The 22,294-nt window shown below is 41.7% G+C and carries 16 protein-coding genes; all 16 read left to right on the forward strand.

Annotated elements, in window-relative coordinates; all coding sequences use genetic code 11:
* The first annotated feature begins 237 nt into the window (after nucleotides 1–237).
* The 16 genes from holA (at nucleotide 238) to KFE17_01465 (ending at nucleotide 22,285) form a co-directional block, all read left to right on the forward strand.
* Nucleotides 238–1,215 carry a DNA polymerase III subunit delta gene (holA, locus tag KFE17_01390; protein ID QUO32444.1) on the forward strand — a complete coding sequence of 326 codons (978 nt, stop codon included), beginning with the start codon at nucleotides 238–240 and terminating at the stop codon, nucleotides 1,213–1,215.
* A 68-nt stretch (nucleotides 1,216–1,283) separates the two neighbouring features.
* Nucleotides 1,284–3,098 carry a translation elongation factor 4 gene (gene lepA / locus KFE17_01395; protein QUO32445.1) on the forward strand — a complete coding sequence of 605 codons (1,815 nt, stop codon included), beginning with the start codon at nucleotides 1,284–1,286 and terminating at the stop codon, nucleotides 3,096–3,098.
* A 22-nt stretch (nucleotides 3,099–3,120) separates the two neighbouring features.
* Nucleotides 3,121–3,510, forward strand: a complete 390-nt coding sequence (locus tag KFE17_01400) for a GrdX family protein (GenBank protein QUO32446.1) — start codon at nucleotides 3,121–3,123, stop codon at nucleotides 3,508–3,510.
* Between the two features lie 33 nt (nucleotides 3,511–3,543).
* Nucleotides 3,544–4,287 carry a TetR/AcrR family transcriptional regulator gene (locus KFE17_01405; protein ID QUO32447.1) on the forward strand — a complete coding sequence of 248 codons (744 nt, stop codon included), beginning with the start codon at nucleotides 3,544–3,546 and terminating at the stop codon, nucleotides 4,285–4,287.
* 266 nt (nucleotides 4,288–4,553) lie between these two features.
* Nucleotides 4,554–5,840, forward strand: a complete 1,287-nt coding sequence (locus KFE17_01410; protein QUO32448.1) for a glycine/sarcosine/betaine reductase component B subunit — start codon at nucleotides 4,554–4,556, stop codon at nucleotides 5,838–5,840.
* Between the two features lie 16 nt (nucleotides 5,841–5,856).
* The gene (gene grdB / locus KFE17_01415; protein ID QUO32449.1) at nucleotides 5,857–7,176 is read left to right on the forward strand and encodes a glycine reductase complex selenoprotein B; all 1,320 of its coding nucleotides are present in this window, start codon (nucleotides 5,857–5,859) and stop codon (nucleotides 7,174–7,176) included.
* A 142-nt stretch (nucleotides 7,177–7,318) separates the two neighbouring features.
* Nucleotides 7,319–8,458, forward strand: coding sequence for a hypothetical protein (locus tag KFE17_01420; protein QUO32450.1), 1,140 nt, complete (start codon nucleotides 7,319–7,321; stop codon nucleotides 8,456–8,458).
* A 130-nt stretch (nucleotides 8,459–8,588) separates the two neighbouring features.
* Nucleotides 8,589–9,671, forward strand: coding sequence for a DUF3810 domain-containing protein (locus tag KFE17_01425; GenBank protein ID QUO32451.1), 1,083 nt, complete (start codon nucleotides 8,589–8,591; stop codon nucleotides 9,669–9,671).
* Between the two features lie 5 nt (nucleotides 9,672–9,676).
* A complete protein-coding gene (locus tag KFE17_01430) occupies nucleotides 9,677–10,849 on the forward strand; it encodes an oxygen-independent coproporphyrinogen III oxidase (GenBank protein QUO33579.1) in 1,173 nt (390 codons plus the stop codon).
* A gap of 137 nt (nucleotides 10,850–10,986) precedes the next feature.
* Nucleotides 10,987–12,021: a heat-inducible transcription repressor HrcA gene (hrcA, locus tag KFE17_01435; GenBank protein QUO33580.1), complete on the forward strand. Its 1,035-nt coding sequence runs from the start codon at nucleotides 10,987–10,989 to the stop codon at nucleotides 12,019–12,021.
* Nucleotides 12,022–12,048: 27 nt separating this feature from the next.
* Entirely contained in the window at nucleotides 12,049–12,687 is a 639-nt protein-coding gene (gene grpE / locus KFE17_01440) for a nucleotide exchange factor GrpE (protein ID QUO33581.1), read from the forward strand.
* Nucleotides 12,688–12,779: 92 nt separating this feature from the next.
* A complete protein-coding gene (dnaK, locus tag KFE17_01445) occupies nucleotides 12,780–14,651 on the forward strand; it encodes a molecular chaperone DnaK (GenBank protein QUO32452.1) in 1,872 nt (623 codons plus the stop codon).
* Between the two features lie 136 nt (nucleotides 14,652–14,787).
* Nucleotides 14,788–15,987 carry a molecular chaperone DnaJ gene (dnaJ, locus tag KFE17_01450; GenBank protein QUO32453.1) on the forward strand — a complete coding sequence of 400 codons (1,200 nt, stop codon included), beginning with the start codon at nucleotides 14,788–14,790 and terminating at the stop codon, nucleotides 15,985–15,987.
* A 176-nt stretch (nucleotides 15,988–16,163) separates the two neighbouring features.
* Nucleotides 16,164–16,622: a hypothetical protein gene (locus tag KFE17_01455; GenBank protein ID QUO32454.1), complete on the forward strand. Its 459-nt coding sequence runs from the start codon at nucleotides 16,164–16,166 to the stop codon at nucleotides 16,620–16,622.
* A 74-nt stretch (nucleotides 16,623–16,696) separates the two neighbouring features.
* Complete coding sequence (gene ispG, locus KFE17_01460) at nucleotides 16,697–17,752, forward strand: flavodoxin-dependent (E)-4-hydroxy-3-methylbut-2-enyl-diphosphate synthase (GenBank protein QUO32455.1); 1,056 nt, start codon at nucleotides 16,697–16,699, stop codon at nucleotides 17,750–17,752.
* Between the two features lie 3 nt (nucleotides 17,753–17,755).
* On the forward strand, nucleotides 17,756–22,285 hold the full coding sequence (locus KFE17_01465; GenBank protein QUO32456.1) for a PolC-type DNA polymerase III: 4,530 nt from the start codon (nucleotides 17,756–17,758) through the stop codon (nucleotides 22,283–22,285).
* Nucleotides 22,286–22,294: the final 9 nt, after the last annotated feature.

A 22,294-nucleotide genomic window follows, 5' to 3' on the forward strand; every position in this document is an offset into this window, starting at 1 on the left:
TTCAGATTGTTGAATGATAAGAGCCGTATGAACGGAGACTTTCAAGTATGGTTCCGTGAGAAGGTTGAGGTGAAAGTTCACTTACTTACTCGATAGTGCACTTTACGGCGCATGTTTCTAATGGGGAAAAATCCACAGTATATGAGCTTACGGAAGAAGGACTTTCAAAAACATGCTTGTAAGAAGGGCGGATTCTGGTGTAAGATAGAAGAACAAAGAAAGACAGGAAGTTAGCTTATGCAGAGTTTGAATGAGGATTTAAAGACAGGACAGTTTAAGCATGTGTATCTCTTATTCGGAGAAGAGGCTTATCTAAAAAAACTGTATAAAGAGCGTCTGAGAAAGGCGATAGTTTCGGATGGGGATACGATGAATTTTTCTTATTTTGAGGGAAAGAATACGAACCCTCTGGAAATCATTGATCTGGCAGAGACGATGCCTTTTTTTGCAGAGCGACGTTTGATTATGCTGGAAAATACAGGATTTTTTAAAAATGCTTCTCCGGAGCTGGCAGAATATATGAAGCAGATTCCCGAGACAACTTATTTTGTTTTTATTGAGAATGAGATTGATAAGCGGGGAAAACTATTTAAGGCAGTAAAGGAAAAAGGACGCCCGGTGGAGCTGGGGCGGCAGGATGAAAATACGCTGACCAAATGGATTCTTGGAAGAGTGAAGCGGGAAGGAAAGCAGATTTCGGCTCAGACAGTGAAGCATTTGCTTGAACGAAGCGGAACAGATATGGAGACATTGGAGAAGGAGCTGGAGAAACTATTCTGCTATACGCTTGAGCAATCGGCAATTACTGCAGCAGATGTGGATGCGGTGTGTACAGTGCAGATTACAAATAAGATTTTTGAAATGGTAGATGCGGTGGCAGGACGCAGACAGCGACAGGCGCTCGACTATTATTATGATCTTCTGGCGCTGAAAGAACCGCCGATGAGGATTTTGTTTCTTTTGGCAAGACAGTTTGGAATTCTGCTTCTCGTAAAAGATCTGACAGAGCGGCGGTATCCGAATCGTGAGATTGCATCGAAAGCGGGTGTTCCGCCTTTTGCAGTAGGAAAGTACCAGAGCCAGGCAAAAGCTTTTACAGCAAAGCGTCTCAAAGAGATTCTGGAGGCAGCTGTGAATGCTGAGGAGGCTGTTAAGACCGGAAAAATGGGAGATATTCTCAGTGTAGAGCTGTTTATTATAGAATATTCAAGATAAGAATTGAAAGGTAAATCTTTTTTATGGTATACTTAACAGAACGTGAAAATAGGATGGAGGAATAAATTGTGGCGACAATCGATCAGAGTAAGATTCGAAATTTTTGTATTATCGCACATATCGATCATGGAAAATCAACACTTGCAGACCGTATCATTGAGATGACAGGGCTTTTGACAAGCCGTGAGATGAAGGCTCAGGTGCTTGACAATATGGAACTTGAGCAGGAACGCGGAATTACGATCAAATCACAGGCTGTCCGTGTTGTATATAAGGCAAAGGACGGTCAGGAATATATTTTTAATTTAATTGATACGCCGGGACATGTGGATTTTAACTATGAAGTGTCAAGAAGTCTGGCGGCATGTGATGGGGCGATTCTTGTTGTGGATGCAGCTCAGGGTGTGGAGGCGCAGACGCTGGCGAACGTTTATCTGGCGTTAGATCACGATCTGGATGTGATTCCGGTCATTAATAAAGTGGATCTTCCGAGTGCGAGACCGGAGGAAGTCATCGAAGAGATAGAAGATGTTATTGGAATTGAGGCGCAGGACGCACCTCTGATTTCAGCGAAGACAGGACTGAATGTGGAAGAGGTACTGGAACAGATTGTTCACAAACTGCCATCTCCTACAGGCAATCCGGATGCGCCGCTTCAGGCATTGATCTTTGACTCTGTATATGATTCTTACAAGGGAGTTATTGTATTCTGCCGCCTGAAAGAAGGCACGATCAAGAAGGGAACAACCATCCGCATGATGGCAACAGGCGCCCAGGCAGAAGTTGTGGAAGTCGGATATTTTGGCGCCGGTCAGTTCATTCCGTGCGACGAACTGAGCGCCGGAATGGTAGGATATGTTACAGCCAGTCTGAAGAATGTAAAAGATACCCGTGTCGGCGATACGATTACAGATGCGAATCGCCCTTGTGAGAAACCTTTGCCGGGATATAAGAAGGTAAATCCTATGGTATATTGCGGAATGTATCCGGCAGATGGAGCGAAATATCAGGATTTGCGGGATGCGCTTGAAAAACTGCAGCTCAATGATGCTGCACTTCAGTTTGAGCCGGAGACATCGGTGGCGCTTGGATTTGGCTTCCGCTGTGGTTTTCTTGGCTTGCTGCATCTGGAAATTATCCAGGAACGGTTGGAGCGGGAATACAATCTGGATCTTGTGACAACTGCACCGAGTGTTATTTATAAAGTGCATAAGATGAACGGAGAAGTCATTGACCTGACGAATCCGTCCAATCTTCCGGATCAGACGGAGATTGACTATATGGAAGAACCGATGGTCCGGGCTGAGATTATGGTAACATCTGAATTTATCGGAGCAATCATGGATCTGTGTCAGGAACGCCGGGGAATTTATGAAGGAATGGAATATATTGAGGAAACCCGCGCTGTATTAAAATACCGTCTGCCTTTGAATGAGATTATTTATGATTTCTTTGATGCCTTGAAATCAAGATCAAGAGGTTATGCTTCCTTTGATTACGAAATGACAGGCTATGAGAGATCTGAACTTGTGAAACTAGATATTCTGATCAATCGTGAAGAGATGGATGCATTATCCTTTATCGTTTTTGCAGATTCAGCGTATGAGCGTGGAAGAAAGATGTGTGAAAAGCTGAAAGAAGAGATTCCGCGTCAGCTTTTTGAAATTCCGATTCAGGCGGCAATCGGAAGCAAGATCATTGCAAGGGAAACTGTAAAAGCCATGAGGAAAGATGTGCTTGCCAAGTGTTATGGTGGAGATATTTCCCGTAAGAAAAAGCTTCTGGAAAAACAGAAGGAAGGAAAGAAACGTATGCGCCAGGTTGGAAATGTAGAAATTCCGCAGAAGGCGTTTATGAGCGTTCTGAAATTGGACGATAAATAACAAGGAAAGTGAGGACAAACCGATGTGGGAATTAGAAAAGGCAACGCTGATCACAAATAATGATCGCGTGTATGAAAAGTACAAAAATGACCTGGAAGTAATTCTGCTCAAAACATACGAGGAGGTACTTCTAAAAACAAGAGACCTTGTGTATGATCGACATGTACTGTTGACGCATCCGCAGGCTTCTAGTTTAAAACCGAATCAGACACCGTACCGTTCGGTTGTTGTGTACCCAAAGGGTGAAGAGGATAATATGAAAGATATCATGTTGATTGAAAAATGTATTGAAACATTCCGTCAATGGCAGGATATCGCCAAGACACCGGATTCTTATGAAGAGAAGGTGGCAAATGACTTTAAAACGATTGACCTATCAGTAATTGACAATATTATCCCTCGAATCTGTTAAACGGTTTTACTACAGATACAAAGGGGAATAAGAATGACGTCAGAAAAAGATTGTTTGCATAAAGTTCCGTCAGAAAAAGAAAATTCCGGATATTTTAAAGGGTTGTCCAGAAGAGATTATATTCAAAAGGCGTATGACTTGATTCAGAAAGAAGGAATCCAGGCGGTATCGATCAGAAGGATCGCACAGGAGTTAGGGTGCTCTTCTGCCAGTTTATATCGACATTTTGAAAATCGGGATGAATTGTTATATTATGCAGAGCTTAGAACACTGAAGAATTATATTGTGCGTCTGAATCAGGCAGAACGGACTTGGAAAAATATATGGGATATCTATGTTGGAATATGGGACTGTTATGCAAGAGAAGCATTTGCAAATCCGGAAGCATATAACCTTTTATTTTTTACATATACGAATGAGAAGCTTCAGACATCAATCCGGGAATATTATGATATGTTTCCGGAAGACATTCGCGATTCAAACCAATTTTTCAGCGCGATGCTCCAGACGCCTGATTTTATGGGGCGAGATTTTGAAGTATGTAAGAAATGTGTTCGTGCAAATGTAATCTCATTTGAGAATGCACTTCGGATGAACCGGATGGTATGTATGCTTTATAAGGGATATCTGAAGACGATACTGGATGACGGAATTGAAGAACATCGAATGGAAGCGCGCGTGAACCAGTTCGTTGACGATGTGGACCGTATTGTTATGTCACTTGCAAAAGATATGAAAGGATATCAGGGATATCGAAAGCGAAATTTAAAGAACTGATCAAAAGAACTGATGAAAGTCAGTTCTTTTTTTGTTATTTTTGCATAAAATGATAATAGGAAAAAGCAATCAAAGAACTCTATTTATAGATAAAAGTGATAAAAAAGAAAAAAATAATTAAAAACACTTGAATGTTATCGCGATAAGTTGTACAATAAGCACAAGTTAAGAAACGGTACAGAAAGAAAAAAATAAGAGAACTGCCAATATCATATTTTTTTCAAAGTAAGTTATCGCGATTACAAATTAAAAGGAGGGACCTATATATGAAATTGGAATTAGGTAAAATTGTGATCAAAGATATCCAATTTGCAGACAGAACGTATGTCAAAGATCAAGTACTCTATGTGAACAAAGAAGAAGTTGAAAAACTGGTACTCGAGGATGATAAACTGTTAGAATGTCATTTGGATATCGCACGTCCGGGCGACAGCACTCGTATTACACCGGTTAAGGATGTTATCGAGCCACGTGTAAAAGTAAGCGGCGGAGAGATTTTCCCGGGAGTGATTGGAAAAGTTACACCAACAGTTGGTGAAGGAAGAACACATGCACTTGATGGATGCTGCGTTGTTACCGTTGGTAGAATCGTAGGATTCCAGGAAGGTGTTATTGATATGAGCGGTCCGGCAGCAGATTACTGTCCATTCTCTAAGACAGTAAATCTTTGTGTTGTTATCGAACCACAGGAAGGACTTGAAACACACGTTTATGAGAAAGCCGGACGTATGGCTGGATTAAAAGTTGCAGCATACCTCGGTGAAGCAGGAAGAAACGTAGAACCTGATACATTAGAAGTATTTGAAACAAAACCAATCTTCGAACAGGCTCAGATGTATCCGGATCTTCCAAAAGTAGGATATGTTCATATGCTTCAGTCTCAGGGACTTCTCCATGATACATATTATTATGGCGTAGATGCAAAACAGTTTGTTCCTACATTTATGTATCCAACAGAGATTATGGACGGTGCAATCGTATCCGGTAACTGTGTTGCTCCTTGTGATAAAGTTACAACATATCATCATTTCCATAACCCGGTTATTGAAGACTGCTTCAAACATCATGGAAAAGATATCAACTTTATGGGTGTTATCCTGACAAATGAGAACGTATTCCTTGCAGACAAAGAAAGACATTCAGATATGGTTGCAAAACTTGCTGAGTGGATGGGACTGGATGGTGTGCTGATCACAGAAGAAGGATATGGTAACCCAGATACAGACCTTATGATGAACTGCCGTAAAGTAGAGAGAAAGGGCGTTAAAGTTGTATTAATTACAGACGAATTCCCAGGAAAAGACGGAAAATCCCAGTCTCTTGCAGATACATGTGAAGAAGCAACAGCACTTGCATCTTGTGGTCAGGGTAACGCGACTCTTCACTTCCCAGCTATGGATAAAGTTATTGGTACACTGGATTACATCGAAAGCCAGATTGGTGGATGGGCTGGATGTATCAATCCGGATGGTTCTTTCGAAGCAGAACTTCAGATTATCATAGCATCAACAATTGCAAACGGCTTCAATAAGCTGGCAGCAAGAGGATATTAGAGAGGAGGCGCAACTTATGGCAAAATATAAAGTTGTACATTATATAAATCAGTTCTTCGCCGGAATTGGTGGAGAGGAAAAAGCAGACATTCAGCCAGAAGTAAGAGAAAGTGTAATCGGACCTGGTATGGCACTTGCAAAAGAATTGGGAGAAGATTACGAAATCGTGGCTACAGTGATCTGTGGAGATAACTATTTTGGTGAAAATCTTGATGAAGCAACAGATACAATCATCGAGATGGTGAAAAAATACGAACCAGATGTATTCGTAGCAGGACCGGCATTCAATGCAGGACGTTACGGAGTAGCATGTGGTACAATTTGTAAAGCAGTAGAAGAAAGACTTGGCGTTCCGGTTATTACAGCACAGTATGAGGAAAACCCTGGTGTGGATATGTTCCGCAAAGACGTTATCATTGTTAAAACAGGCGATTCTTCAGCATCTATGAGAAAAGTTGTTCCGGTACTTGCTAATCTTGTTAAAAAACTTGCAACAGGCGAAGAAATCTTAGGACCGTCCATCGAAGGTTACCATGAAAGAGGTATCCGTGTGAACTACTTCGCAGAAGAAAGAGCATCTGCAAGAGCAGTAAAAATGCTTGTGAAGAAGATGAAGGGCGAAGAATTTGAGACAGATCTTCCGATGCCGAAATTTGACCGCGTAGATCCGGCCCCTCCTATTAAAGATATGAAACATGCAAAACTCGCGGTAGTTACATCCGGTGGTGTTGTTCCTACAGGTAATCCGGATCATATCGAATCCTCCAATGCGACTAAATTTGGTGTTTACTCCATTGAGGGTATGGATACAATGTCACCGGACGACTTTACTACAATTCATGGTGGATATGACAGACAGTTTGTTATGGCAAATCCAAACCTTGTAGTTCCGCTTGATGTTCTTCGTGAAATGGAAAAAGACGGAGAATTTGGTGAACTCGTTAACTACTTCTGCACAACAACCGGTACTGGTACAGCAACTGGTTCTGCAGCAAAATTTGGTGATGCTATTGGTAAGAGACTTGTTGAGGATCATGTAGACGGTGTTATCCTCGTCAGCACATGAGGTACCTGTACACGTTGCGGTGCAACGATGGTAAAAGGTATTGAAAAATATGGTCTTCCGGTAGTTCATATGGCTACAGTAGTTCCGATTTCTCTGACAATCGGTGCAAACAGAATTATCCCAGGCGTTGGTATTCCGTATCCACTTGGAGATCCGACACAGGGCGAAGTTGATTCTAAGAAGATCCGTAAGAAAATGGTTAGACGTGCACTGAAGGCTCTTCAGACTCCAGTTGATGGTCAGACTGTTTTTGAAAAAGATGATTTCTAAAATATAGCACTTTCAGTTGAGTGCGGTGCCAACCGTGCACCGCACTCAATTTTTTATTCACGGAAGGTTTTTGTGGATAAGGGAATTATAGATTGTCATAAAATTGACAAAAGATAACCTGAAAAGGGATAGGAGGGTTTTTATGGGTAACAGCGAAAAAGTTAGTTGGAAACGAGTATTAATTCTTGCAGGAGCAGTAATCGCCTTTACAATTGGTTCCGGATTTGCAACCGGACAGGAAATTATTCAGTACTTTACAGCATATGGAACAAAGAGTTTATTAGTTATTGCAGTGTTTGCGGTTGCATTTTTATACTATAACTTTAACTTTGCAAAAGCAGGTGCTGAGCAGAAATTTGAACGTGGTAATGACGTTTATAAATATTTCTGTGGGAAATATGTAGGTACATTCTGTGACTACTATTCAACAATTTTCTGTTACATGTCATTCTGGGTAATGATTGGTGGCGCTGCTTCTACATTACATCAGGAATATGGTCTTCCACAGTGGGTTGGAGCTGTTATTTTAACAGTGCTGACAATTCTTACAGTAGTAGGTGGTCTGAATTCTCTTGTAGATGCCATTGGTATTGTTGGTCCGATTATCGTTGTGCTTTGTATCGGAATTGGTTTGATTACATGTATTTCAGATGGCGGTAACATTGCAGCAGGTCTTGAAGTTATTAAAGAAGGTGCATACGAAGGTGCAGCAGCCGGCGAGACAATTAAGAATGCCGGAGCAAACTGGCTGATTTCAGGTCTTTCTTATGCAGGTTTCGTACTTCTGTGGTTTGCAAGCTTTACAGCAGCATTAGGTGCAAAGAATAAGAAAAAAGACTTAAATTACGGTATCATCGGTGGTACAATTGCTGTTTGTGTAGCAATCGGTCTTGTATCTTTTGCACAGATTTCTAATATTAACACACCTATGGCAAATGGAGAAGCATATGTTTGGAATGCAGATATCCCGAACTTAATTCTTGCAATGGAAATCTGGAAACCATTCTCTGCAATTTTTGCAATTGTTGTATTTGCAGGTATCTATACAACAGCTGTGCCGTTACTTTACAACCCGGCAGCAAGATTTGCCAAAGAAGGTACATCTCAGTTTAAGATTCTTACAATCGTGCTCGGAATCATTGGTCTGATTGTTGGTTTATTCCTTCCATTCAGAGTACTTGTAAATGTAATCTATGTATTAAATGGATATGTAGGAGCAGTCCTGATCCTCTTCATGATCTGGAAGAATATTAAAGATTTCAGAGCAAAGAGAGCGAAATAAAAGGTTTTCTCTTAAATGTCATATAATATAGAAGAAACTCGTCTAATTCAGGCGAGTTTTTTCTTTTTTCCATTGATTCGACACATTTTTGTAGTAGAATAAAAAAGATCATGTGTGACAGGAGAAACCAATGAAAAAAATAAAGATTGCATTTGCCATGATCGGAGCTGATCTGTTGTTGCTTGTATTAGCAAGACGCTATGAAGCGATGGCAGAATGGTATGGCAATAGGATTTATCCGATTTGGTTACAGACACTGGGCAGAGTGTGCGGATGGTTTCCCGGTTCTGTAGTGGAATGGTTATTGTATGCGCTAGTTTTGACAGCAGCAATATGGTTTGGCAGATTTCTTATACAAATTCATCGGAAAACGTCGGGGACAAAACAGTTCTTTCTGAAAGGGGTGCAGCGGGCATTTCTGTTTAGTGCAGTATTATTTACGTTATATACTGTGACTTGTGGGATAAATTATTATAAAATGTCCTTTACAGAGACGTATGGGATTAGGAAAGAAGTTTATACAACGGAAGAATTGTATCGTGCATGCGAAATTCTGGTGGAACGAATGAATGAGCTGTATGATCAGGTTAGAAGAAATGAAACAGGAGAAATGATTGTTTCAAAAGATGCACGCAGGGAAGCTGTGTCAGCAATGCAGGCGCTTGGAGCGTCTTATGAAAAACTGGAAGGATTCTATCCGCTGCCGAAAGGGCTTGCCGGATCATGGATTTTGTCGGTTCAAGGCTTGACAGGAGTTTATTCACCGTTTACGGTGGAAGCAAATTATAATAAGGAAATGACGGGGTATAACCAACCCTTTACGATGTGCCATGAGTTGGCGCACCTGAAAGGTTTTATGCAGGAAGAAGAAGCAAATATGATTGGGTTTCTGGCATGTGAACAGTCGGAAAATCCAGAATTTCGCTACAGCAGTGCGATGATGGGATGGATTTATTGTGGAAATGAATTGTATGACAGGGATAAGGAAAAATATCAAAGCCTGTCTGAACGGCTTCCAAAGGAAGCACACAAAGATCTGGAAGCGAATTCCCAGTTCTGGGATGAGCATGAGGGGATTATCTCTGAAGCTTCTGAAAAAGTCAACGATGCCTATCTGAAAGCCAATCGGCAGGAAGCGGGAGTGGAAAGCTATGATCAAGTAGCAGATCTGATCGTGCAGTATCTTATAAAGAAGGAGACAATATGGAAATAGCTATTATGAAGAAAAAAGAATTGGAGATTTATATTCACATTCCTTTTTGTGTAAGAAAATGTGCGTACTGTGATTTTCTGTCAGGTCCGGCAGCACCGGAAGAACAGAAGGCATATGTGCGGGCGCTTATCAAAGAGATTAGGGCAGCCGCTTGTTATAGAAGCCGATATGAAGTGACAACGATATTTTTCGGCGGTGGGACGCCTTCGCTTTTAGCGGGAGAGCAGCTTGATGAAATTATGAAAGCGATAAAGGAGAGTTTTCTTATCAGAAAAGATGCAGAGATTACAATGGAAATGAATCCCGGAACAGCGAACAGGGAAAAATTAAAAGCATATCGGCGGGTGGGAATTAACCGATTGAGCATTGGACTGCAGTCGGCAAATAATCAGGAATTAAAGATACTGGGACGAATACACACGTTTGAAACTTTTTTAGAGACGTATCAGATGGCAAGAGAAGAAGGATTTGATAATATTAATGTAGATCTGATGTCGGCGCTTCCGGGACAGACAGAGGAGAGTTATGAAGAGACGGTCCAAAAGGTACTTACACTTGCACCAGAGCATATTTCTTCCTATAGTTTGATTATTGAAGAGGGAACGCCGTTTTTTGAATGGTATGGCAAAGGAGAATCAGGCAATATGCCGGAACTTCCGGACGAGGATACAGAACGCTGTATGTACAGACGGACGAAAGAACTTCTGGAGGAGGCAGGATATTACCGCTATGAAGTGTCTAACTATGCACTTCCGGGAAAAGAATGTCGCCATAATATTGGATATTGGGAGCGGAAAGATTATCTTGGATTCGGGATCGGGGCGGCATCACTGCTTGAGGAAAACCGTTTTTCTAATGTACGGGACAGAAGTGTCTATGTGCAGGCGTTGGAGCAATACGAAGGAGAAGAAGTGTTTGCGGCAATCCGGACAGAGAAAGAAGTACTTTCAAAGGAGGATCAGATGAGTGAAACAATGATTCTTGGACTCCGCATGATGAAGGGAATAGCAAAAGACGAATTTCACAAACGATTTGGAAAAGCGATGGATGAAGTGTATGGCGATGTTCTTAAAAAATATATTGACTGGAATCTTCTGGAACTGACACAAGACAATCGTGTGCGTTTTACAGAGCAGGGAATTTCAGTCAGCAATATTGTTCTGGCAGATTTTTTGTAGAAGCTGCCTGTTTTATAGATTTTTTATATTTAGGATGTTGACAAATAGGCTTGGTAGTGGTATTTTAGTATCAGCGAATATGTTAGCACTCAAAAAAGAAGAGTGCTAATAAGCTGAAAGGAAGTGAGAGTGTGGCGATGCATGAATTGGATGACAGAAAGACGAAGATTCTTCAGGCAATTATTCAAAACTATCTTGAAACGGGAGAGCCGGTTGGTTCCAGAACGATTTCAAAATATACAGATCTTCATTTGAGTTCTGCGACAATTCGGAATGAGATGGCAGACCTGGAAGATCTGGGATACATTCTTCAGCCGCATACTTCCGCGGGAAGAATTCCTTCCGATAAGGGATATCGATTCTATGTTGATATGCTTATGGAAGAGAAGGAACAGGAGATTACCGAGATGAAGGATCTGGTGCTTGAGAAGGCCGACAAGATGGAGAAGCTTCTCAAGCAGGCAGCAAGAGTTCTTGCTCAGAATACGAATTATGCAACGATGATCTCGGCTCCGATTTCGAACCGAAACAAATTAAAATTCATCCAGCTTTCCAAAGTGGATGAAAGCCAGCTGATCGCAGTGATCGTCATGGAAGGCAATATCATTAAGAATAAGATTATTAATGTTGAACAGGAATTCAGTAATGAGACACTTCTTAAGCTAAACATGCTTTTGAACACAACATTAAATGGTATGTCTATCGAGGAGATCAATCTTGGATTGATTGCCAGACTGAAAGAACAGGCGGGAATCCATGGCAAAGTAATCAGCAATGTTCTGGATGCAGTTGCCGAGGCAATTCAGATTGATGAAGATCTGGAGATTTATACAAGCGGTGCAACAAATATTTTTAAGTATCCGGAACTCAGTGATAATCAGAGTGCTCAGGAGATCATCAATGCATTTGAGGAGAAACAGCAACTGGCAGAGCTGGTAACAAAGACTCTTCAAAGTGAAGAAAATACCGGAATTCAAGTCTACATTGGGCAGGAGACACCGGTAAAGATGATGAAAGACTGCAGTGTCGTTACTGCTACTTATGAATTGGGCGAAGGCATGCAGGGAACGATAGGAATTATCGGACCAAAGCGAATGGATTATGAAAATGTTATGAAAACATTGAAAACATTAAAAACGGAACTGGATGCAGTATTCCATAAAGAAGAGTAGAAAGGCGGTTTACCAGTGGAAAACGAAATGAGCAAAGAAGAAATGATAAAAGAAGCTGTAGAGGATGCGAAGAAAGCGGCAGCGGCTCAGGAAACAGAAGAAAACTGTGAAGAGAACGCAAAAGCAGAAGAGGCAGAGACAGCAGAAGAACATACAGAAGAAGCCGGGGAAGAGACTTCTGAAGAAAAAGAAGAGAAGAAGGGATTCTTCAAAAAGAAAAATAAAAAAGACAAAAAAGACGAAAAGATCGAAGAACTGACTGACCGTCTGACAAGACAGATGGCAGAATTTGATAATTTCCGAAAACGTACTGAGAAAGAAAAAACACAGATGTACGAAGTAGGAGCCAAGAGTGTTGTAGAAAAGATCCTTCCGGTCGTTGATAATTTCGAAAGAGGGCTGGCGGCAGTTCCAGAAGAACAGAAGGAAGATCCATTTGTTCAGGGAATGGAAAAAATCTACAAACAGATGATGACAACCTTTGAAGAGATTGGTGTAAAACCGATCGAAGCAGTAGGCAAGGAATTTGATCCGGATTTCCATAATGCAGTCATGCATGTGGAGGATGAGGAACTTGGAGAGAACATTGTTGCCGAAGAGTTTCTGAAAGGATATATGTACCGTGACTCTGTTGTAAGACACAGCATGGTAAAAGTAGCAAATTAGCATATAAGTATATTTTTTAGGAAAATATACTTTATATAAATATAACAGTAATAAAAGTAATAGATATAAGTATTATTAGGAGGAATTACATTATGGGCAAAATCATTGGTATTGATTTAGGTACAACAAACAGTTGTGTAGCCGTTATGGAAGGTGGACAGCCAACAGTTATCGCGAACACAGAAGGCGCAAGAACAACACCATCTGTTGTAGCTTTTACAAAGACAGGAGAACGTCTTGTAGGTGAACCTGCAAAACGTCAGGCAGTAACAAATGCAGAGAAAACAATCTCTTCCATCAAAAGAGAGATGGGTTCCGATTACAGAGTAACAATTGATGACAAGAAATATTCTCCACAGGAAATTTCAGCTATGATCCTTCAGAAATTAAAAGCAGATGCAGAAGGATATCTTGGAGAAAAAGTTACAGAAGCTGTTATTACAGTTCCGGCTTACTTCAACGATGCTCAGCGTCAGGCAACGAAAGATGCTGGTAAGATTGCAGGTCTTGATGTAAAACGTATTATCAACGAGCCTACAGCAGCAGCGCTTGCATATGGTCTTGATAATGAGAAAGAACAGAAGATCATGGTATATGATTTAGGAGGCGGTACATTCGACGTTTCTATTATCGAAATCGGTGATGGAGTTATCGAAGTATTATCAACAGCAGGTGATAACAGACTTGGTGGAGACGACTTTGACCAGAAGATTACAGATTATATGTTAGCTGAGTTCAAGAGAACAGAAGGCGTTGATTTATCAACAGATAAAATGGCGCTTCAGAGATTAAAAGAAGCTGCAGAGAAAGCGAAAAAAGAACTTTCTTCCGCAACAACAACAAATATTAACCTGCCATTCATCACAGCAACAGCTGAGGGACCGAAACATTTCGACATGAACCTTACAAGAGCAAAATTTGATGAATTAACAAGCGATCTTGTAGAAAGAACAGCAGAACCGGTTAAACGTGCGCTTTCTGATGCAGGCTTATCTGCTTCTGAATTAGGTCAGGTATTACTGGTAGGTGGATCTACACGTATTCCGGCTGTTCAGGATAAAGTAAGACAGCTGACAGGAAAAGAACCAAGCAAATCATTAAACCCAGATGAATGTGTTGCATTAGGAGCATCTGTACAGGGCGGTAAACTTGCCGGAGATGCTGGCGCAGGCGACATCCTTCTTCTTGATGTTACACCACTTTCACTTTCTATCGAGACAATGGGCGGTGTTGCTACAAGATTGATTGAAAGAAATACAACAATCCCGACAAAGAAGAGCCAGATTTTCTCTACAGCAGCTGATAATCAGACAGCAGTAGATATCAATGTCGTACAGGGTGAGAGACAGTTTGCAAGAGATAACAAATCTCTCGGACAGTTCAGACTGGATGGAATTCCGCCAGCACCACGTGGAATCCCACAGATCGAAGTAACATTTGATATTGATGCCAACGGTATTGTAAATGTATCTGCGAAAGATCTTGGAACAGGAAAAGAGCAGCATATTACAATTACAGCAGGCTCTAATATGTCAGATGCAGACATTGATAAAGCAGTAAAAGAAGCAGCAGAATTCGAAGCACAGGATAAGAAACGTAAAGAAGCAATCGATACAAGAAACGATGCAGATGCAATTATTTTCCAGACAGAGAAAGCATTAAAAGATGTTGGAGATAAGGTAGATGCAGCAGATAAATCCGCAGTAGAAGCAGATATCCAGGCATTAAAAGATATCCTTGCAAAATCTACACCGGAAAGCGCAACAGATGCAGATGTTGCAGAAATCAAAGCCGGAAAAGAAAAATTAATGGAGAGTGCTCAGAAAGTATTTGCTAAAATGTATGAGCAGATGAATCAGGGCGCACAGGGCGGCCCGCAGGCAGGACCAAATCCGCAGGCAGGACCGGCTCCGGAAGGATTTGACGGCGATGATGTTGTAGACGGAGACTATAAAGAAGTATAAAGAAACAGATACAAAAAAGCTTTTGTACAAAAATAAGTAATGGTTCTGCGGAATCGGCAACAGGCCGGAAACGGCATAAGTTCCGGTTTCGCAGAATTTACTGCTTGTACGAGGGATGGAGAAAGGGAAGAATCACATGGCTGAAACAAAACGAGACTACTATGAAGTGTTAGGCGTTGATAAGAACGCTGATGACGCGACTTTGAAAAAAGCATATAGAGCCTTAGCGAAGAAGTATCATCCGGATATGAATCCGGGAGATAAAGAAGCCGAGAAAAAGTTCAAGGAGGCATCAGAAGCTTATGCAGTGTTAAGTGATGCTGAAAAACGGCGCAAATATGATCAGTTTGGTCACGCAGCATTTGACGGAGGCGCGGGAGGCGGAGCCGGCGGATTTGGCGGCTTTGATTTCAGCGGAGCTGATTTCGGTGATATTTTTGGAGATATTTTCGGTGATTTATTCGGTGGAGGCGGAAGACGCGGAGGAGCCAATAATGGTCCGATGAAGGGGGCTAATATCCGCAAGAGTGTACGAATTACGTTTGAAGAAGCAGTGTTTGGCTGTGAGAAAGAGTTAGAAGTGACGCTGAAAGATCCTTGTGAAAAATGTAATGGAACAGGCGCAAAACCGGGAACTTCACCAGAGACTTGTCCGAAATGCGGAGGCCGTGGTCAGGTTGTCTATACATCTCAGTCTTTCTTTGGAACGGTTCAGAATGTCCAGACTTGTCCGGACTGTCACGGAACCGGTAAAATTATCCGTGAAAAATGTCCGGACTGCAGCGGTACAGGCTATATTTCCAGCCGTAAGAAGATTAAAGTGACAATTCCGGCAGGAATTGACAATGGGCAGAGCGTACGGATCCGTGAAAAAGGAGAACCGGGCGTGAACGGAGGACCAAGAGGAGACCTGCTTGTGGAAGTGGTTGTTTCAAGACATCCGATTTTCCAGCGCCAGGATATGCATATTTTCTCTGTAGCTCCGATTTCATTTGCACAGGCGGCACTTGGAGGCGATGTTCGCATTAAGACAGTTGATGGCGACGTTATTTATACGGTAAAACCTGGCACGAAGACAGACACAAAAGTACGCCTGAAAGGAAAAGGTGTTCCGTCTGTGAGAAATTCGCAGGTAAGAGGAGATCACTATGTGACACTGGTAATCCAGACTCCGGAACATCTGAGTGCAGAAGCGAAAGAAGCGCTGCGCCATTTCGATGAGCTGACAGGAAATACACTGAATCAGAATACGACGACATCAAAAGAAGAGCCGAAGAAAAAGAAAAAAGGTTTTATGAATAAGCTCAAAGAAACTTTTGAAGATCTGGAAGATTAAAAGCTACTTCGCAGAAAAACCCGTTGACATCGTCTGAGAAACTCTTTATAATTTATTTTAAACGCATATATTGTTATCGGGAAGAGAAAAATAACAAAAGAGCCCCCATATCGAGTATAAGAATATGATGTGTGAGTTTATTAAAATATAGTGTAGAACCGAGAGGATCAGAATAGATGAGTAGAAAAAGAGATGAAGAGAAAAGAAGTCGTTTGTGGGATGTTGTTATGACAGTAGCCACGGCTTTGATTGTAATTGTTGCGGTGTTTTTTATTGTGAAACTATTTACGGCGAATCCATTGGAAGGAACATGGAAATATCAGGATGGAGATCTCGTACTGGCAATTCGCGGGAATAATGATATGTCTGTTCGATTGTCCGGTGTATATGAGGATTCGAATATTAAGATTCGTTTGAATTATACAATTGATAAAGATGAAAAGACAATCTCCATTAAGGCAGATGAGGCATCTCTGAAAGAGGCGGCAGAAGGTTCTGACAGTGCATTTACGGTAAGTGGGCTGGAGTCAGAGATCAGTATTTTGACAAATACATTTAATTATAATGTAGAGAAGAATAAATTGACGCTGACAGAGCGGGAGTACGGAGATAAGATCGTATTTCAGAAAAAATAAATAATATAACAGTGAATCCCTCTATGTATCATAGAGGGATTTGCCAGTTATGGGAAATGAACGGAGGAAGAGATATGAAGCGAGAAGAAACGAAGGCAATTCGCATTGGAGACCGCTGGATCGGAGGAGGTAATCCAATTGCAATCCAGTCAATGACAAATACAAAAACAGAAGATGTAAAGGCAACTGTAGAGCAGATTCTGAAGTTAGAAGCAGCAGGATGTGAGATCATCCGATGCGCTGTTCCAACGATGGAAGCAGCGGAAGCATTGCGTGAGATTAAAAAGCAGATTCATATTCCGCTTGTGGCAGATATTCATTTTGATTATCGTCTGGCGATTGCGGCGATCGAACACGGGGCAGACAAGATTCGGATCAATCCGGGAAATATTGGCGATAGTTCCCGTGTACGGGCTGTTGTAGATAAGGCAAAAGAATATAAGGTGCCGATTCGTGTCGGTGTAAACAGCGGCTCTCTTGAAAAATCTCTCATTGAAAAATATGGAGGTGTTACGGCAGAAGGCATTGTAGAAAGTGCATTAGATAAAGTGCGGATGATTGAAGAGATGGACTATGATCAGATTGTTGTCAGCATCAAGTCATCAGATGTGCTGATGTGTGTTAAGGCGCATGAATTAATTTCTGAAGTATGTCCATATCCGCTGCATATTGGTATTACAGAATCGGGAACTTTGTTGTCCGGTAATATCAAGTCTTCTGTTGGACTTGGAATTATGCTGTATCAGGGACTTGGCGATACAATCCGGGTATCTCTCACAGGTGATCCGCTGGAAGAAATCAAGTCTGCCAAATTAATCTTAAAGACATTGGGGCTTCGCAAAGGCGGGATTGAAGTGGTATCCTGTCCGACTTGCGGGAGAACAAAGATTGATCTGATAGGACTGGCAAATCAGGTAGAAACAATGGTGGCAGATATTCCTCTTGATATTAAAGTAGCTGTAATGGGCTGCGTTGTGAATGGACCGGGAGAGGCGAGAGAGGCTGATATTGGAATTGCCGGTGGAATTGGTGAAGGGCTTCTGATCAAAAAAGGCGAGGTTATCAAAAAAGTAAAAGAGGAAGAACTTTTAAGCACACTGCGCGAAGAATTATTAAATTGGAAGGGATAGAATATGGGAAAACTTTTTTTCGATGTATTTCCGACATTAAAGACAGATGAAGAGCGAAGGATGCTGTTTCAGGAAACAGAAGTAGAGAAGGTGACGACAAATTCAGCAAGATCGTATCTGAAGGTTGATATGAGCAGCCGGCATCTTATTCCGAAAAAGGATATTTATCAGATGGAGCGGGCCATCAAAGAGCAGCTTTTTGCGCGTACACCGATTGAAATCAGAATCAGAGAGTCTTTTTATCTGTCTGAGCAGTATACACCGGAAAATCTTTTTCGTGAATATCGGGAGAGTATTTTCTGGGAATTGCGGCAGAAAAGTCAGATTGAATACAGTATGCTGCAAAATGCGAAGTGCAGTTTTGAGGGAAAAGATGTGATGTGTCTCGGATTAGAAGATACTGTTGTAGCCAAAGGAAAAAAAGATGAGATGGTATCGTATCTGACAGAAGTATTTACCGGTCGATGCCATATTCCGCTCAACATTCGCATAGAGTACCGCAAACCGAAAGAAAGTAAAATGAAGAAATTCAATGAACTGCAGCTGCAGCAGGAAGTAGAAGTTATTATGAAGCATAATGCCTCTTTAGTTAAGAGTCAGGAGGAACTCAGAGAAGAGGAGAGTCAAAAGAAAGAAAAACTTTCTGCTGAAAAAAGCAGGAAAAATGACAAGAAACCGGAAACATCGAACGGCAATCCAGATACCGGGAAGAAAACTTCAGAAGAAAAGAAAGAATTCAGGAAAGAGTTTAAGAGAAATTATGCACCTTTGAAACGAGATGACGATCCGAATTTGATTTATGGACGAAATTTTGATGATGAGACGATTGAACTAAAAGAAGTAACGGGAGAAATGGGTGAAATCACATTCCGGGGAAAAGTTATCCAGTTTGATACGCGGGAAATCCGGAATGAGAAAACAATCATTATGTTTGCCGTAACAGATTTTACGGACACGATCATGGTAAAAATGTTTGCCAGAAATGAACATCTTCCGGAGTTACTTGGTGAAATTAAAAAAGGTGTTTTCTTAAAAATTAAAGGTGTGACTACCATTGATAAATTTGATAACGAGCTGACGATCGGATCTGTGACCGGAATTAAAAAGGCGCAGGATTTCACGGTAAGCCGAATGGATACGGCGCCAGAGAAACGAGTAGAACTTCATTGTCATACGAAAATGAGTGATATGGATGGGGTATCAGAAGTACAGGATCTTGTGAAGCGGGCACATGACTGGGGACATAAGGCAATTGCCATTACGGATCATGGAGTTGTGCAGGCGTTCCCGGACGCGAATCATTTTATCGAAAAGCTAGAGAAAGATGATCCATTTAAAGTTATTTATGGTGTAGAAGGGTATCTGGTGGATGATCTTATGAAAATTGTAGAGCGGGCAAAAGACCAGACACTGGAGGATACCTATGTTGTCTTTGATATTGAGACGACAGGATTTAGCTCTGTGCAGGATCGGATCATTGAAATAGGTGCGGTAAAAGTAGAACATGGTGAGATTACGGAGCATTTCAGTGAATTTGTGAATCCGGGAATTCCGATTCCTTATCGAATTACCCAATTGACCAGTATCACAGATGAAATGGTCATGAATGCACCGGGAATAGAGATAATTCTGCCCAAATTTCTGGAATTTGCGGAAGGGGCAGTACTTGTAGCCCATAATGCCGGATTTGATGTGGGATTTATCGAACAGAACTGCAGGAATATGGAACTAAGTACAGACTTTACTTATGTAGATACAGTGGCACTTGCCAGAGTGTTGTTGCCGACACTGTCAAAGTATAAATTGGATACGGTGGCAAAGGCATTGAATGTATCTCTTCTGAACCACCATCGGGCGGTAGATGATGCAAAAGCAACATCAGAAATTTTTGTGAAATTTATTGAAATGCTGAAAGAGCGGGGCATTCATACACTGCAGGAAGTAAATGCTTTCGGGGATCTGAATCCTGATTCCATTAAAAAGCTTCCGACATACCATGTAATTATTCTGGCGCAGAATGATGTGGGGAGAGTAAATCTTTATCGGTTGATTTCCATGTCCCATTTGAAATACTATAACCGCCGTCCGCGAATTCCCAAAAGTGAATTGAACCGATACCGGGAAGGACTTCTTGTGGGAAGTGCCTGTGAGGCGGGCGAACTATATCGGGCACTCCTTGATAATCGTTCCGAAGAACAGATTGCAAAGATTGTAGATTTCTATGATTATTTGGAAATACAGCCGGTAGGAAACAATATGTTTATGATTGACAGCGAACGTATTTCCGGTATTCAATCAGTGGAAGATATTAGAAATGTAAACCGCAAGATTGTAAAACTGGGAGAGAAGTTCCAAAAACCGGTTGCGGCAACATGCGATGTCCATTTTATGGATCCGGAAGATGAGGTATACCGGAGGATTATTATGGCAGGAAAGGGGTTCCAGGATGCGGATGAGCAGGCGCCGCTGTATCTTCATACGACAGAAGAAATGCTGGAGGAATTTTCTTATCTCGGTTCTGAGAAGGCGTACGAGGTTGTGATTACCAATCCTAACCGGATTGCAGATCAGATTGAAAAAATATCTCCGGTGCGCCCGGATAAATGTCCTCCGGTTATTCTGGATTCGGACAAAACTTTGCGGAAGATTTGTTATGATAAAGCACATTCCATGTACGGCGAAGAGCTTCCGGAGATTGTAACAGAGCGGCTGGAGCGTGAGCTGAATTCAATTATTTCCAATGGGTTTGCCGTAATGTATATCATTGCGCAGAAATTAGTATGGAAATCGAATGATGACGGCTATCTTGTAGGTTCGCGAGGATCAGTTGGTTCTTCCTTTGTAGCTACGATGGCAGGAATTACAGAAGTAAATCCGCTTAGTCCTCATTACTATTGCAAAAACTGTCATTTCAGTGATTTTACATCAGAAGAAGTCCGTGCTTATGCCGGAGGCTGTGGATGGGATATGCCGGACCGTGCCTGTCCGGTTTGCGGGGAAATGCTCGTAAAAGACGGATTTGATATTCCATTTGAAACGTTCCTGGGATTTAAAGGAAATAAAGAGCCGGATATTGATTTGAATTTCTCCGGCGATTATCAGAGTAACGCGCATAAATATACCGAGGTTATTTTCGGAGACGGACAGACGTTCCGGGCAGGAACTATCGGAACACTGGCAGAAAAAACAGCGTATGGTTATGTCAAAAACTACTATGAGGAACGGGGAAACCGTAAACGACGCTGTGAGATTGAGCGGATTGTAGGGGGCTGTACCGGAATCCGCCGCAGTACCGGACAGCATCCGGGTGGAATCATTGTGCTTCCCTTTGGGGAAGATATTAATTCATTTACACCGGTGCAGCATCCGGCAAATGATATGACAACAGATATTATAACGACACATTTTGATTATCATTCCATTGACCACAACTTGTTGAAACTGGATATTCTCGGACATGATGATCCGACAATGATCAAAATGCTGGAAGAGTTAGTAGAACAGCTGACAGGGAAACCGTTTGATGCACAGCAGATTAAACTGGATGATCCGGGGGTTATGTCGCTGTTTGCAGATACCAGTGCGCTTGGAATCAAACCGGAAGACATTGGAGGCTGTCCGGTTGGCTGTCTCGGAATTCCGGAGTTTGGGACAGACTTTGTTATTCAGATGGTAGTGGACACCAAACCCAAAACACTGTCTGATCTGATCCGGATTTCAGGTCTTTCTCATGGTACGGATGTTTGGCTTGGAAATGCCCAGACATTAATCGAAGAAGGCAAAGCGACAATTTCTACGGCAATCTGTACCAGGGATGATATTATGACTTATCTGATCGGAAAAGGGCTTGACAGTGAGGAGTCCTTCACGATTATGGAACGGGTGCGAAAAGGAGCTGTCGCAAAGGGAAAATGTAAAGAATGGCCGGAATTCAAAAAAGATATGCAAGATCACAATGTTCCGGACTGGTATATCTGGTCTTGTGAAAAGATTAAATATATGTTCCCGAAAGCCCATGCCGCAGCGTATGTCATGATGGCATATCGCATTGCTTATTGTAAAGTCAACTATCCGCTTGCCTATTATGCCGCATATTTTAGTATCCGTGCCTCTGCGTTCTCCTATGAATTAATGTGCCAGGGGAAAGACCGGCTTGAGTTTTATATAAAAGACTATAAGAAACGGTCAGATTCTCTGACGCAAAAGGAACAGGCTACGTTAAAAGATATGAAAATTGTACAGGAAATGTATGCAAGAGGATTTGAATTCCTGCCGCTTGATCTGTATCGGGCGAAAGCAACAAAATTTCAGATCATAGACGGGAAACTGATGCCGCCGCTGTCTTCTATTGAAGGAATGGGAGATAAAGCTGCAGAAGCTGTGGAAGTAGCGTCTATGGATGGGCCATATTTGTCCAAAGATGATTTCCGTCAAAGGACGAAAGTCAGCAAGACGGTTATTGACTTGATGGATGAATTTGGTGTATTTGGAGATCTGCCCGAAACAAATCAGCTTTCGATTTTTGATTTTTAGCGATAGGAT

Source organism: Faecalicatena sp. Marseille-Q4148 (assembly GCA_018228665.1).
In the GTDB taxonomy this organism is placed as follows: domain Bacteria; phylum Bacillota; class Clostridia; order Lachnospirales; family Lachnospiraceae; genus UBA9414.

What these genes read in the sequence shown, in the direction of transcription:
- holA (QUO32444.1), top strand. Translation starts at nt 238, where the DNA reads ATGCAGAGTTTGAATGAGGATTTAAAGACAGGACAGTTTAAGCATGTG.
- KFE17_01400 (QUO32446.1), top strand. Translation starts at nt 3,121, where the DNA reads ATGTGGGAATTAGAAAAGGCAACGCTGATCACAAATAATGATCGCGTG.
- KFE17_01405 (QUO32447.1), top strand. Translation starts at nt 3,544, where the DNA reads ATGACGTCAGAAAAAGATTGTTTGCATAAAGTTCCGTCAGAAAAAGAA.
- KFE17_01410 (QUO32448.1), top strand. Translation starts at nt 4,554, where the DNA reads ATGAAATTGGAATTAGGTAAAATTGTGATCAAAGATATCCAATTTGCA.
- KFE17_01420 (QUO32450.1), top strand. Translation starts at nt 7,319, where the DNA reads ATGGGTAACAGCGAAAAAGTTAGTTGGAAACGAGTATTAATTCTTGCA.
- KFE17_01425 (QUO32451.1), top strand. Translation starts at nt 8,589, where the DNA reads ATGAAAAAAATAAAGATTGCATTTGCCATGATCGGAGCTGATCTGTTG.
- KFE17_01430 (QUO33579.1), top strand. Translation starts at nt 9,677, where the DNA reads ATGAAGAAAAAAGAATTGGAGATTTATATTCACATTCCTTTTTGTGTA.
- hrcA (QUO33580.1), top strand. Translation starts at nt 10,987, where the DNA reads ATGCATGAATTGGATGACAGAAAGACGAAGATTCTTCAGGCAATTATT.
- grpE (QUO33581.1), top strand. Translation starts at nt 12,049, where the DNA reads ATGAGCAAAGAAGAAATGATAAAAGAAGCTGTAGAGGATGCGAAGAAA.
- dnaK (QUO32452.1), top strand. Translation starts at nt 12,780, where the DNA reads ATGGGCAAAATCATTGGTATTGATTTAGGTACAACAAACAGTTGTGTA.
- dnaJ (QUO32453.1), top strand. Translation starts at nt 14,788, where the DNA reads ATGGCTGAAACAAAACGAGACTACTATGAAGTGTTAGGCGTTGATAAG.
- KFE17_01455 (QUO32454.1), top strand. Translation starts at nt 16,164, where the DNA reads ATGAGTAGAAAAAGAGATGAAGAGAAAAGAAGTCGTTTGTGGGATGTT.
- ispG (QUO32455.1), top strand. Translation starts at nt 16,697, where the DNA reads ATGAAGCGAGAAGAAACGAAGGCAATTCGCATTGGAGACCGCTGGATC.
- KFE17_01465 (QUO32456.1), top strand. Translation starts at nt 17,756, where the DNA reads ATGGGAAAACTTTTTTTCGATGTATTTCCGACATTAAAGACAGATGAA.